This is a genomic window from Pseudomonas sp. S2_C03, assembly GCF_054668405.1.
Genome location: NZ_CP162766.1, coordinates 4,365,260 through 4,378,171 on the forward strand (window position 1 = coordinate 4,365,260; position 12,912 = coordinate 4,378,171).

Annotated in this window: 11 protein-coding genes and 1 pseudogene; 9 read left to right on the top strand and 3 right to left on the bottom strand. The window is 62.4% G+C overall.

Translation table 11 applies throughout. From position 1 onward, the window contains the following. The first annotated feature begins 110 nt into the window (after positions 1–110). Genes AB4N64_RS20230 through AB4N64_RS20245 form a run of 4 tightly spaced genes read left to right on the top strand, consistent with a single transcriptional unit; the run spans position 111 to position 5,243 of the window. Positions 111–587: a formate dehydrogenase subunit gamma gene (locus tag AB4N64_RS20230; RefSeq protein ID WP_460117806.1), complete on the top strand. Its 477-nt coding sequence runs from the start codon at positions 111–113 to the stop codon at positions 585–587. After that, a complete protein-coding gene (locus AB4N64_RS20235) occupies positions 584–2,146 on the top strand; it encodes a formate dehydrogenase beta subunit (protein WP_460117808.1) in 1,563 nt (520 codons plus the stop codon). Before AB4N64_RS20230 ends, AB4N64_RS20235 begins: the two co-directional genes overlap by 4 nt. Continuing rightward, positions 2,143–5,025 carry a formate dehydrogenase subunit alpha gene (fdhF, locus tag AB4N64_RS20240; protein WP_460117810.1) on the top strand — a complete coding sequence of 961 codons (2,883 nt, stop codon included), beginning with the start codon at positions 2,143–2,145 and terminating at the stop codon, positions 5,023–5,025. Before AB4N64_RS20235 ends, fdhF begins: the two co-directional genes overlap by 4 nt. Continuing rightward, positions 5,022–5,243, top strand: coding sequence for a formate dehydrogenase subunit delta (locus tag AB4N64_RS20245; protein ID WP_460117812.1), 222 nt, complete (start codon positions 5,022–5,024; stop codon positions 5,241–5,243). Before fdhF ends, AB4N64_RS20245 begins: the two co-directional genes overlap by 4 nt. A gap of 451 nt (positions 5,244–5,694) precedes the next feature. Here AB4N64_RS20245 and AB4N64_RS20250 read toward each other — a convergent pair whose 3' ends face one another. Beyond that, entirely contained in the window at positions 5,695–7,044 is a 1,350-nt protein-coding gene (locus AB4N64_RS20250; protein WP_460117814.1) for an ATP-binding protein, read from the bottom strand. Further along, positions 7,041–7,751 carry a response regulator gene (locus AB4N64_RS20255; RefSeq protein ID WP_460117816.1) on the bottom strand — a complete coding sequence of 237 codons (711 nt, stop codon included), beginning with the start codon at positions 7,749–7,751 and terminating at the stop codon, positions 7,041–7,043. The genes AB4N64_RS20250 and AB4N64_RS20255 overlap by 4 nt, the downstream gene beginning before the upstream one ends. 168 nt (positions 7,752–7,919) lie before the next feature. On the opposite strand from AB4N64_RS20255, the gene AB4N64_RS20260 reads away from it, so the two are divergent. From AB4N64_RS20260 to AB4N64_RS20280, 5 genes and pseudogenes are all read left to right on the top strand, one after another. Beyond that, positions 7,920–8,720: an MlaA family lipoprotein gene (locus AB4N64_RS20260; RefSeq protein ID WP_460117818.1), complete on the top strand. Its 801-nt coding sequence runs from the start codon at positions 7,920–7,922 to the stop codon at positions 8,718–8,720. Then, a pseudogene (locus tag AB4N64_RS20265) lies at positions 8,710–8,946 on the top strand (hypothetical protein); the annotation flags it as partial. The gene AB4N64_RS20260 and the pseudogene AB4N64_RS20265, both read left to right, overlap by 11 nt. Before the next feature lie 94 nt (positions 8,947–9,040). Beyond that, positions 9,041–10,963, top strand: a complete 1,923-nt coding sequence (locus tag AB4N64_RS20270) for an alkaline phosphatase D family protein (RefSeq protein ID WP_460117820.1) — start codon at positions 9,041–9,043, stop codon at positions 10,961–10,963. 209 nt (positions 10,964–11,172) lie between these two features. Continuing rightward, the gene (locus AB4N64_RS20275; RefSeq protein WP_460117821.1) at positions 11,173–11,427 is read left to right on the top strand and encodes a type II toxin-antitoxin system prevent-host-death family antitoxin; all 255 of its coding nucleotides are present in this window, start codon (positions 11,173–11,175) and stop codon (positions 11,425–11,427) included. After that, positions 11,424–11,678, top strand: a complete 255-nt coding sequence (locus tag AB4N64_RS20280; protein ID WP_460117823.1) for a Txe/YoeB family addiction module toxin — start codon at positions 11,424–11,426, stop codon at positions 11,676–11,678. Before AB4N64_RS20275 ends, AB4N64_RS20280 begins: the two co-directional genes overlap by 4 nt. Positions 11,679–11,681: 3 nt before the next feature. Here AB4N64_RS20280 and AB4N64_RS20285 read toward each other — a convergent pair whose 3' ends face one another. Then, entirely contained in the window at positions 11,682–12,857 is a 1,176-nt protein-coding gene (locus AB4N64_RS20285) for an acetylornithine transaminase (protein WP_460117825.1), read from the bottom strand. Positions 12,858–12,912: the final 55 nt, after the last annotated feature.

Sequence of the window (12,912 nt, forward strand, 5' to 3'; positions counted from 1 at the left end):
CTGGCCGCCGGCCGTTAGATGCCACGAATCGTGACGTGGCGAGTGCCGCAGCCGACACTTTCGGACAACCGACAACCATCTGGTGTGTCCGTGACCGTGAGGATTGCGCAATGCCTGATGAGAGTTTGCACCTGTCCGTGGTTAACAGTCTGCTGGAGCGCCATGCGGGCTCGGCGGGGGCGCTGTTGCCGGTTCTTCATGATATTCAGGAACGCATCGGGTATATCCCGGATGCCGCCGTGCCCGAAATTGCCCACGCGCTGAACCAGAGTCAGGCGGAGGTGCGCGGGGTGATCAGTTTTTACCATGATTTTCGTACTGCCCCGCCCGCCCGGCACATTCTGCGTTTGTGCCGCGCCGAGTCGTGCCAGAGCCGTGGGGCCGAGCAGCTGGCGGCGCAGTTGCGCGAGCGCTTGCAGCTCGATGATCACGGCAGTAGCGCCGATGGCAACATCAGTTTGCGCCCGGTTTATTGCCTGGGCGCCTGCGCCTGCTCGCCGGCCCTGGAGCTCGATGGCCGGGTGCATGCGCGGCTCAGTGCCGAGCGGCTGGATGCGTTGCTGGACGCCTGCCGGGAGGACGCATGATGCCCACGCTCTATTTGCCAGCCGATTCCCTGGCCCGTGCCGTGGGCGCCGATGAGGTGTCGACGGCGCTGATCACCCAGGCCACGCAATGCGACCTGCCGCTGGAACTGCAACGCACCAGCTCCCGTGGTTTGTACTGGCTGGAGCCGCTGCTGGAAGTGGACAGCCCGCAAGGCCGGCTCGGCTTCGGGCCGATGACCGCCGCGGATGTGCCGTCGGTGCTCGAGGCCCTGCAAAACCCTGCTTCCAGCCATCCGCTGGCCCTCGGGCTCGTGGAGCAATTGCCTTATCTGAAGACGCAACAACGTTTGCTGTTCGCCCGCGCCGGCATTACCCGGCCCTTGTCGCTGGACGATTACCGAGCCCACGGAGGCTTTGAGGGGCTGAAAAAGGCCGTCGAATTGGGCGGCGAGCAGACGGCCACGGCGGTGTTCGATTCCGGCCTGCGTGGCCGGGGCGGCGCGGCGTTTCCGGCGGGGATCAAGTGGCGCACGGTGCGCGGCACTCCGGCTGCGCAGAAGTACATTGTGTGCAATGCCGACGAGGGCGACTCCGGCACCTTTGCCGACCGTATGTTGATGGAAGGCGATCCGTTTTTGCTGATCGAAGGCATGGCGATTGCCGGCCTTTGCGTCGGCGCGACCTATGGCTACATTTACGTGCGCTCGGAATACCCGGATGCGGTGGCGGTGTTGCGTCAGGCGATAAACCTGGCGCGCCAGGCCGGTTACCTGGGCGCGAACGTCGGTGGCAGCGGTTTGACCTTCGACATGGAAGTGCGCGTAGGCGCCGGGGCCTACATCTGCGGTGAAGAAACCGCGCTGCTGGATTCGTTGGAAGGCAAGCGCGGCTACGTGCGTGCCAAGCCCCCTATTCCGGCGCTCAAAGGTTTGTTCGGCCTGCCGACCCTGGTGCACAACGTGCTGACGCTGGCGTCGGTGCCGTTGATTCTGGCCAAGGGCGCACAGTTTTATCGCGATTACGGCATGGGCCGTTCGCTGGGCACCATGCCGTTCCAACTGGCGGGCAATGTTCGCCACGGTGGCCTGGTGGAACGGGCCTTTGGCCTGACCCTGCGCGAGCTGGTGGAGGACTACGGTGGTGGCACCGCCAGCGGCCGCCCGTTGAAAGCCGCGCAGGTCGGTGGCCCGCTGGGCGCCTGGGTGCCGCCGGGGCAATTCGATACGCCGCTGGACTACGAAGCGTTCGCCGCCATGGGCGCGATGCTCGGCCACGGTGGCGTGGTGGTGGCGGACGACAGCCTCGACATGGCGCACATGGCGCGCTTCGCCTTGCAGTTCTGCGCCGAGGAATCCTGCGGCAAGTGCACGCCCTGCCGGATCGGCTCCACCCGGGGTGTCGAAGTCATCGACCGCCTGCTGGCAGCGCCTGACCAGAGCGGTCGCGATGAGCAGGCCATCATCCTCAAGGACCTGTGCGACACCCTGCAATACGGTTCGTTGTGCGCATTGGGCGGCATGACTTCCTATCCGGTGGCCAGCGCCCTCAAGCATTTCCCTGCCGACTTCGGTCTGCACGCCTCGGAGGCCGAGCAATGATCACTCTCTTCGACCCGAAAACCGATATCGACCTGGGCACGCCCGCCCGCGACAGCCAGGTGCAAATCACCCTGAATATCGACGGCCGCAGTATCACAGTGCCCGAAGGCACCTCGGTGATGCGAGCCGCCGCGCTGATGGGCACCACCATCCCCAAACTCTGCGCCACCGACAGCCTGGAAGCCTTCGGTTCCTGCCGCATGTGCCTGGTGGAAATCGACGGCATGCGTGGGTACCCGGCGTCGTGCACCACGCCGGTCACCGAAGGCATGACCGTGCACACCCACACGCCGAAACTGGCGACCCTGCGCCGCAACGTCATGGAGCTGTATATCTCCGATCACCCGCTCGATTGCCTGACCTGCTCGGCCAACGGCAACTGCGAACTGCAAACCGTCGCCGGGCAAGTGGGTCTGCGCGAGGTGCGTTATGGCTATGAAGGCGAGAACCACCTGGCGGATGTGAAAGACACCTCCAACCCGTATTTCGATTACGACCCGAGCAAGTGCATCGTCTGCAACCGCTGCGTGCGCGCCTGCGAAGAAACCCAGGGCACTTTTGCCCTGACCGTCACCGGGCGCGGGTTTGAATCGCGGATCTCGGCGGCCGGTGGCGAGGACTTCCTGGACTCCGAATGCGTGTCCTGCGGTGCCTGCGTGCAGGCCTGCCCGACCGCCACGCTGATGGAAAAAAGCGTGGTCGAGATGGGCCAGCCGGAACGTGCGGTGATTACCACTTGCGCCTATTGCGGCGTGGGTTGTTCGTTCCGCGCCGAAATGAAGGGCGATCAACTGGTGCGCATGGTGCCGGACAAGAACGGTCAGGCCAACCACGGCCACTCGTGCGTCAAGGGCCGCTTTGCCTGGGGTTACGCCACCCACCCGGATCGCATCACCAAGCCAATGATCCGCAAGCACATCAGTGACCCGTGGCAGGAAGTCAGCTGGGATGAGGCAGTGACCTACGCCGCCAGCGAATTCCGTCGCTTGCAGCAAACATACGGTCGCGACTCCATTGGCGGCATCACGTCCAGCCGTTGCACCAACGAAGAAACCTACCTGGTGCAGAAACTGGTGCGCGCCGCGTTCGGCAACAACAACGTCGACACCTGCGCACGGGTCTGCCACTCGCCGACCGGTTATGGTTTGAAACAAACCCTCGGCGAGTCGGCCGGGACCCAGAGCTTCGATTCGGTGATGAAGGCCGATGTGATTCTGGTGATGGGCGCCAACCCGAGCGATGCGCACCCGGTGTTCGGCTCGCAGCTCAAGCGCCGCCTGCGTGAAGGCGCACGATTGATTGTCATCGACCCACGGCGCATCGACCTGGTGGATTCGGTGCATGCCCGCGCCGAGCTGCACCTGGCGCTGCGCCCCGGCACCAACGTCGCGATGCTCAATGCCCTGGCGCACACGATCCTCACGGAAGGCCTGCAAGACCAGGCGTTCATCGACGCGCGTTGCGAGGCGAGCGATTTTGCCCGCTGGAGCGAGTTCGTCAGCCGTGCGGAAAACTCGCCGGAAGTGCTCGGCCCGATCTGCGGTGTGCCGGCGGCCGACATCCGCGCCGCTGCCCGCCTCTACGCCACGGGCGGCAACGCGGCCATCTACTACGGCCTGGGCGTGACCGAACACAGTCAGGGCAGCACGTCGGTGATGGGCATCGCCAACCTCGCCATGGCCACCGGCAACATCGGCCGCGAAGGCGTGGGCGTGAACCCGCTGCGCGGGCAGAACAACGTGCAGGGCTCCTGCGACATGGGCTCGTTCCCCCACGAGCTGCCCGGTTACCGGCACATCTCCAACGTCGGCGTGCGCACCCAGTTCGAGCAGGCATGGAACGTCACCCTGCAACCCGACCCAGGCCTGCGTATTCCCAACATGTTCGAGTCGGCGCTGGCCGGCAGTTTCAAGGGCCTTTATTGCCAGGGCGAGGACATCGCCCAGAGCGACCCCAACACCCAACACGTGACGGCGGCCCTGTCGGCCATGGAGTGCGTGGTGGTGCAGGACATTTTCCTCAACGAAACCGCCAAGTTTGCCCATGTGTTCTTGCCGGGCAGTTCGTTCCTGGAGAAGGACGGCACCTTTACCAACGCCGAGCGGCGTATCTCGCGGGTGCGCAAGGTCATGGAGCCGCTGGGCGGCAAAGCCGACTGGGAAGGCACCGTGGCCATGGCGCATGCGCTGGGTTACCCGATGAACTACACGCATCCATCACAAATCATGGATGAAATCGCCAGCCTGACGCCGACCTTCACCAACGTCAGCTACGCCGAACTGGACCGCCACGGCAGCCTGCAATGGCCCTGCAACGAAGCGGCGCCGGACGGTACGCCGACCATGCACATCGAGGAGTTCGTGCGCGGCAAAGGGCGGTTCATGCTCACCGGCTATGTGCCCACCGAAGAGAAGGTCAACAGCCGTTACCCGCTGTTGCTGACCACCGGGCGCATCCTCAGCCAGTACAACGTCGGCGCGCAGACCCGGCGCACCGACAACGTGGCCTGGCACGACGAAGACCGCCTGGAAATCCACCCGACCGACGCCGAGAGCCGTGGCATCAACGAAGGCGACTGGGTGGGCATCGGCAGCCGCGCCGGGCAGACCGTGCTGCGCGCACGGGTGACCGAGCGGGTGGCGCCGGGCGTGGTGTACACCACCTTCCACTTCCCGGAATCGGGCGCCAACGTGATCACCACCGACAACTCCGACTGGGCCACCAACTGCCCGGAATACAAGGTCACGGCGGTGGAAGTCAGCCGCGTTTATCACCCATCCGAGTGGCAGAAGCGCTACCAGGCGTTCAGTGATGAACAGCAACGCCTGCTCAAGGAACGCCGTCAGGCACGGGGCGATAAAGCGGAGGCGCGCCAATGAGTACAGCCAACCTGATCAAGATGGCCAACCAGATCGCCCAATACTTCGCCAACGAGCCGGATCAGCAACAGGCCGTGCTCAGCGTGCGCAACCACCTGCAGATGTTCTGGACCCCGGGCATGCGCAAAGAGTTGCTGGCCTGGCAGACCAAGCACCAGGGGGCAGAGCTGCACCCGCTGGTGCAGACGGCAGTGAGTGAGGCGGGTTGGGAGGCTTGAGTATTCGCCAAACCTGTGAGGACTCCACCACTGTGGGAGCGGGGTTGCTCGCGATAGCAATCCGTCAGACGCTGCAACAGTGACGGGCAAACCGCATCGCGGGCAAGCCCGCTCCTACAATGGTTCTGCATTAACCCTGGACCTGTAGGAGCGAGCTTGCTCGCGATGGCAACCGGCCAGACACTGCCGTGGTGACGGGCAAACCGCATCGCGGGCAAGCCCGCTCCTACAATGATTCTGGTGTTGACGCCGGACCTGTAGGAGCGAGCATGCTCGCGATAGCAACCGGCCAGACACTACCGTGGTGACGGGCAAACCGCATCGCGGGCAAGCCCGCTCCTACAATGGTTCTGCACTAACGCCGGACCTGTAGGAGCGAGCATGCTCGCGATAGCAACCGGCCAGACACCGCCGTGGTGACGGGCAAACCGCATCGCGAGCATGCTCGCTCCTACAGGGATGTGTGCACCTCTGGTAGCACCACCAGCGCCTGTAAACCACCCGTGTAGCGATTGCGTAACGTCAGCTTGCCGCCGTGTTCCAACACAATGGCTCGCGCCGCCGACAAGCCCAGGCCCACGCCGCCGGTGCTTTTGTTACGCGAACCTTCCATGCGGAAAAACGGCGTGAACACCTGCTCAAGGCTCTGCTCTGGAATCCCCGGCCCGCGATCCAGCACCTTGATCCGCACTTCCCCGGCATCGGCCACCAGCTTCATTTCAGGCTCCGCGCCGTACTTGATCGCGTTATCCAGCAGGTTGGTCATCACTCGCTTGAGCCCCAGCGGCCGACCGAAATACACCAACCGTTGCGGACCGCTGAAGGCGACCTCGATGCCCTGGTCGCGGTAATCGTCCTTGAGCGTGTGCAGCAATTCGGCCAGGTCGAACTGGGTCGCCGGCTCCAACCGCGCATCATCGCGGAAGAACTCCAGTGCCGAGTTGATCATCGCCTGCATTTCATCCACATCACGAAACAGCCGCTGCTGTTGCTCGGCGTCTTCGATGAACTCACCTCGCAGGCGCATGCGCGTCAGCGGTGCGCGCAGGTCATGAGAGATGGCGGCGAGCATCTGTGTACGGTCACGGATAAAGTGTTGCAACTGGGCCTGCATGGCATTGAACGCGAGGATCGCCTGGCGGATTTCCTGCGGCCCCAGCGGTTCGATGGGCGGGGCGCGGAAGTCCACGCCAAAACGTCTGGCGCCTTCGGTGAATTGCTCCAAGGGCTTGGCCAGGCGCCGCGTGGCGATCAGCGCCACCAACGCGGTCGAGATCAGCACCAGCAGAACGACGATCAAGGTGCGCGGCGTTTCATCGAGCCCCCAACTGCGCGACGGTGCCGAGAACGTCAGCCACGAGCCATCCGACAGTTCGATCACCAGCACATACCGCGCATCCGCCGAGCCCTCGGGCCATTCGCCGGGTTCATAGGCCTCAATGCGTCGATTCGTGGCGTGTAACAACGGCAGGAGAATTCTGGAGCCTTCTTCGGAGATGTCATCGTCCACCTCCGGTAACCTGAGATCGTGCCGATCAGCGTGCCAACTGACCTCGAAGCCGCTCTCCGTGACCGTCTGCGCCAATTGCGGCCGCAGCGCTACCGGCGCCGCATCGATCAGACGGGCGACGGTCGCAGCATTTTCCAGAATACCGACCTCGGTCAATGGCGGTCGGGCCCACACCCCGGCCAGCTGGATAAACAGCCCGTTGAGCGCCAGGGAAATCAGCATCGCCAGGATGATGGTCAGCGCCACCCAGCGCGCTACCGTGTCGCGGCGAAATCCCTTGAGCCAGTTCATCGCCGCGTCACGCTGGGGGTGAACAGATAGCCGCCGTTGCGCACCGTGCGAATCATCGCCGGGCGCTTGGTGTCGGACTCCAGTTTGCGGCGCAGGCGGCTGACCTGCACGTCGATGCTTCGATCAAAGGCGTCGTGGCTATGGCCCCGCGCCAGGTCGAGCAACTGCTCGCGGGTGAGAATGCGCTGCGGATGCTCGACAAACACCAGCAGCAGGTCGAACTCGCACGCCGACAGCGGAATCATCACGTTGTCCGGCGAGCGCAGTTCACGGCGGGTGACGTCCAGGTGCCAGTCGGCGAAGTCGATCAGTGGCCGTGGTCGTTCCTCGGCCAGAGGGCGGCGTTCGTCGACGCGGCGCAGCACGGCGCGCACCCGGGCCAGCAGTTCACGGGCGTCGAAGGGTTTGGTCAGGTAGTCGTCGGCCCCCAGTTCCAGCCCGACCACGCGGTCGCTGAGTTCGCCCATGGCGGTGAGCATGATGACCGGCACCGCATGGCGGATGCGCAGTTGCTGACACAGGATGAGCCCGCTGTCCCCTGGCAGCATCACGTCCAAAATGATCAGGTCCGGCGCCTGCCGCTCGATGGCTGCCCACAGCGAAGCGCCGTCGGTGGCGACTTCGACGCGGTAGCCGTGCTGGACGAAGAATTTTTTCAGCAGGTCGAGGACTTCAACGTCGTCATCGACAATCAACAGGCTGTTCACCAAGGGTCACTTAAAAGGCGCGAATAGAACCGTCATTCAAAACCATTCGCGGCGGCGAGTCATATATTTCAATCGTGCAACAAAACGTCAGCGGCGCAATAAAGCGGACATCTTTACGCAAGGCTCTGGGCCCAGCATCTCGGCGAATTTCCCACGAGACTTGCCCCTATGTCGCGTTATTCTCCCGCTCCCTGGCTGGCCCGCAACACTTCAATTGCCGTGATCGTCGTTGGCCTGGCCGGTTGCAGCAACCAGCCACCGGCCCCGGAGGTGGAGGCCGATGTTCGATGCGCCGATGTGAACTATTCGGCGTATGACCCAGCGGAGCCGGTCAACCGTGGGATCTTCGCCTTCAACCGAGTGGTGGACGACTACGCCCTGGCGCCGGTTGCCCGGGGTTACCGTCACCTGCCGGATTTTTTCCAGACGGGTGTGCATAACTTCGTCAACAACTTCGGCGAACCCAAGGTGTTCATCAACGACCTGTTGCAAGGCAATGCGCAGCGTTCGGCCAACACACTGGGGCGGTTCGTGATCAACACCACGGTGGGCGTGGTGGGCCTGTTCGACGTGTCAGGCAAACTGGGCATCGCCCGTCACCAGGCCGATTTCGGTCAGACCTTTGGCGTGTGGGGTATCGGCAACGGACCAATCGTCGAGCTGCCGCTGCTCGGCACCTCCAACAGCCGCGACGCCGCCGGTCGGGTGCTGAGTTTTGTCGTCGATCCGTTTGGCGACAACAGCGACACCGTGGACACACTCTCGACCGTCAATACCGTGGGTGACATCGTAGACGGCCGCGCTGAGGCATTGCCGCTCACCGACAGCCTGAAAAAACTGCCGGATTATTACAGCGCGCTGCGCAACGTGGTGGCCGAGCATCGCGCCGGTTTTGTGATTGAGGGCAAACAGGGGTCGCCAAAGGCATCCAAGCCACACTGCACAGGAGCATCGGCTGATGGTTTTTGAACTGCTGCAACAACGCACCACCCGCGAGGACGAGGCGGCGCTGCACTGCCGGGAAATCACCCTGCGGTTTTCCCCGGACTGCCGGCAACTGGTGCTCAGCCGCTACAGCGAACATTACGGCCCGGCGCTGGTACGCTGGGTCGAGCGCAGCCATACGGTGTCAGTCAGCGAGTTGTTTCGCTGGCTGGTGGCCAATGGCGAAACGGCAATAAGACGCCACGAATCACCGGCGAATCATGCTGTTTCAACACAGCCATTCCTGGCTCCTCTGCGCTCTGCGGTATCATCGACCACCCAAGCGCCACGAGTCTTGAACCCGGATGTCCGTATCTCTGCCATTACCTGACGATGACTCTTCACTGCCAGCGGTTCTCGCAGGGCCCATGCTGCGACGGCTGGAGCCTACGCGGCTGGTCTTGTGGCTCGTAGGAAGTCGGGCGCTGGCGCTGACGTTACGTCTGCAAGGTGTTGGCGACATCCGTCTGGATGCCGGGCAGTGCACGGTGATCCCGGTTGGTCGTCATGCTTTTGTGCATTTGATCGATGTGCCGCTGGACAGCGCCCTGCCCTGCGACACATTGATCGATTACGACTTGCTGATCGACGGCTTGAGCGGCATTGCTGAATGGGCGCCCCATCTGGTGTACGACGCGGCGGCTTGTCCGAATTTTGTCCTGCGCTCGCGTATCGACCAGTTGTTACACGGTTCCTGCCGAAAACCGCATCACCCGGCAGTTGACGGTTTGCTATGTGTGGACGGCTTGCTGGGTTCGACCCATGAAGCAACAGAGCGGCCCGCGCTGCTGCTGATGAGCGGCGATCAAGTGTACGCCGACGATGTCGCCGGACCGATGCTGCGGGCGATTCATGCGTTGATCGAGCGCCTCGGCCTGTTTGGCGAGCATCTGGACGGCGCGGTGGTCAGTGACAGCGCCAAGCTCTACGAACACCCGGCCAGCTACTACCACCGTGCGGATTTGCTACCGGCGCTGCGAAGCAACGAAACCCTGCGCGAGCGATTTTTTGGCGGCACACGTAAGCCGATTTTCACCAGCAGCAGTGCCGACAACCATTTGGTGACCTTCGCCGAAGTCATGGCCATGTACCTGCTGGTCTGGTCTCCAGTGCCCTGGACGCTGATCGCGCCGAAACCGCCGAAGCTGATCCCCGAGCGCCGTGAGCGTTATGCCCTGGAGCAGACCCGCATCGACGCGTTCAAGGCTGGCCTGCCCCGTGTCGCCCGGGCGTTCGCGCACTTGCCATGCCTGATGATTTTCGACGATCACGATATAACCGACGACTGGAACCTTTCCGCGCAATGGGAAGAAACGGCCTACGGCCATCCGTTCTCCAAGCGCATCATCGGTAACGCGCTGATTGCCTACCTGCTGTGCCAGGGCTGGGGCAACAACCCGGATGTGTTCGGCGCCTTACTTGAGAAGGCCAATGGTTTCAGTACCACCGGCGACGACGGCTACCTCGACAGCCCGGTGCAGGACGCCTTGATCGACGAACTGCTGAAGTTCCAGCACTGGCATTACGTGCTGCCCACCACCCCGGCGCTGGTGGTGCTCGACACCCGCACCCGGCGCTGGCGCAGCGAGATGACACTCAAGCAACCCTCGGGTCTGCTGGACTGGGAAGCCTTGTGTGAATTGCAACAGGAACTGCTGGATCACCCTTCGGCGATCATCGTTTCCCCCGCTCCGATATTCGGCGTCAAACTGATCGAGACCGTGCAGCGGGTCTTCAGCTGGCTGGGTTACCCGCTGCTGGTGGACGCGGAAAACTGGATGGCCCATCGCGGCGCAGCGCAGGTGATCCTGAACATTTTCCGACACTCGCGTACACCGGGAAACTACGTGGTGCTATCCGGCGACGTGCATTATTCCTTCGTTTACGAAGTGTTTATCCGCCACCGCAAGGGCGGCCCACGGATCTGGCAAATCACCAGCAGCGGCATCAAGAACGAATTCCCGCCCGCCCTGCTGGAATGGTTCGACCGCCTCAACCGCTGGCTCTATTCCCCACGCTCACCCTTGAACTGGCTGACCAAACGTCGGCGCATGCGCATCGTGCCGCATGTGCCCGAGCATGCCGAAGCGGGCGAGCGCCTGTGGAACTCGGCGGGGATCGGCCAGGTGTTCTTCAATGAACAGGGGCAACCGCAGGCGATCTACCAACACAACGCCAACGGCGCACCGAAAACCCGAATGATCCCCCCTGAACCCGAGGACCTGTAGGAGCGAGCTTGCTCCTACAGTTGCCCGTGTTGTCTGCTTGATTACGCTAGGACCTGGACTACATCAGTCACAGAAACGTCTCGAATCGGCTTGAGCGATACTTCAGAGCGAACGCAGATACGTCGTCTGCGAAACAACCATTGGTAGGTATCGCCTTGTCAACCTGTACTCATTTCTGTACGTTCGTCGCATCAAGCGAGGACGACAATATGCAAACCATTAACTACACCACCGCACGCGCGCACCTTGCCGAAACCATGGATCGAGTTAACGAAGACCGAGCACCATTGCTGGTGACTCGCCAGAAAGGCGAGCCAGTCGTAATGATGTCCCTGGCGGAATACAACGCCCTCGAAGAAACAGCGTATCTCCTGCGCTCACCGGCCAACGCTGAGCGTCTGATCAAATCGATCAGCAACCTGCGAGCAGGGAAAACAAAAACCAGGCAACTTATCGAAGAATGAACATCGAATTCACTCCTGAAGGTTGGGAAGACTATTTGTGGTTCCAACAAAACGATAAAGCAGGTTTGAAGCGCATCAATCTGTTGATCAAATCAATTCAGCGCGAACCGTTCGATGGTCTCGGAAAGCCAGAACCGCTCAAACACAACTTGAGCGGTTTTTGGTCACGTCGGATTACGGCAGAGCACCGATTGGTCTACGCCGTCGAAGGCGGTGAAATCTGCATCGTCATGTGCAGATACCATTACTGATATTCACCCCTCCCGTACCACCCGCCCCACCCCTCTGACAATCATCTCCACCTCCCGCTCATCGATCGTCAACGGCGGCAGCAGGCGAATGGTCTTGCCGCGTGTGACATTGATCAGCAAGCCGTGATCTCGGGCGGCGATCAGGGCCAGGTCGCGGATGGGTTGCTTGAGTTCGATGCCGATCATCAAGCCCTGGCCGCGAATCGCCAGGACGTTGGGGTTGTCGGCCAACTCGATGCGTAATTTTTCGAGCAGCCGTACGCCCTGCACTTTGGCGTTCTCCAGCAGCCCCTGTTCCTCGATGATCTCCAGCACGGTGCAACCCACGCGGCAAGCCAGCGGGTTGCCGCCGAAGGTGCTGCCGTGGCTACCTGGGGTGAACAGTTCGGCGGCTCGGCCACGAGCCAGGCAGGCGCCGATGGGGACGCCGTTACCGAGGCCCTTGGCCAGGGTCATCACGTCCGGGACGATGCCTTCGTGCTGAAAGGCGAACCACTGTCCCGTGCGGCCGATACCGGTCTGGATTTCATCGAGCATCAGCAGCCAGCCGTGCCGGCTGCACACATCGCGGAGCGCCTTGAGGTACCCGGGTGGTGCCGGTTGTACGCCGCTCTCGCCCTGGATCGGTTCCATGAGGATCGCGGCAATGCGCGGGCCATGGGCCTTTTGCACCTTGCCCAACGCCTTGAGGTCACCGAATGGCACTTTGACGAAGTCCCCCGGCAGTTTGTTGTAGCCCAGGCGCACCGCCGGGCCATCGCTGGCCGACAGGGTGCCGAGCGTGCGGCCATGGAAAGCGTTTTCCATGACCACCACCAGCGGTTGTTCGATACCTTTGTGCCAGCCATGCAGACGCGCCAGTTTCAACGCGGTTTCGTTCGCCTCGGCACCGGAGTTGTTGAAAAACACCTTCTCCATGTCCGCCAATCGCGTCAGTTTCTGCGCCAACTGTTGCTGCCAGTCGATGCTGTAGAGGTTGGAGGTGTGCAGCAACAGGCCGGCCTGTTCGCTGATGGCGGAGACGATTTTCGGATGTGAGTGACCGACGTTGGTCACCGCCACCCCTGCCACCGCGTCCAGGTACTCTCGCCCGGCCTGGTCCCACAAACGCGTGCCCAGCCCTTTGCTGAAGCTCAGGGCCAGTGGTTGGTAAGTGCTCATCAGGCAGGCGGCGGTCATGGCATCAGGCTCCATCAGGTTGGTGTTTTTGCCAGTATGGTTAGCCACCTGAAAT

Bases quoted from the DNA above. Each gene is read 5' to 3' on its own strand.
- AB4N64_RS20280 (WP_460117823.1), top strand. From the start codon at position 11,424: ATGAACATCGAATTCACTCCTGAAGGTTGGGAAGACTATTTGTGGTTC.
- fdhF (WP_460117810.1), top strand. From the start codon at position 2,143: ATGATCACTCTCTTCGACCCGAAAACCGATATCGACCTGGGCACGCCC.
- AB4N64_RS20285 (WP_460117825.1), bottom strand. From the start codon at position 12,857: ATGACCGCCGCCTGCCTGATGAGCACTTACCAACCACTGGCCCTGAGC.
- AB4N64_RS20270 (WP_460117820.1), top strand. From the start codon at position 9,041: ATGTCCGTATCTCTGCCATTACCTGACGATGACTCTTCACTGCCAGCG.
- AB4N64_RS20235 (WP_460117808.1), top strand. From the start codon at position 584: ATGATGCCCACGCTCTATTTGCCAGCCGATTCCCTGGCCCGTGCCGTG.
- AB4N64_RS20245 (WP_460117812.1), top strand. From the start codon at position 5,022: ATGAGTACAGCCAACCTGATCAAGATGGCCAACCAGATCGCCCAATAC.
- AB4N64_RS20275 (WP_460117821.1), top strand. From the start codon at position 11,173: ATGCAAACCATTAACTACACCACCGCACGCGCGCACCTTGCCGAAACC.
- AB4N64_RS20250 (WP_460117814.1), bottom strand. From the start codon at position 7,044: ATGAACTGGCTCAAGGGATTTCGCCGCGACACGGTAGCGCGCTGGGTG.
- AB4N64_RS20230 (WP_460117806.1), top strand. From the start codon at position 111: ATGCCTGATGAGAGTTTGCACCTGTCCGTGGTTAACAGTCTGCTGGAG.
- AB4N64_RS20260 (WP_460117818.1), top strand. From the start codon at position 7,920: ATGTCGCGTTATTCTCCCGCTCCCTGGCTGGCCCGCAACACTTCAATT.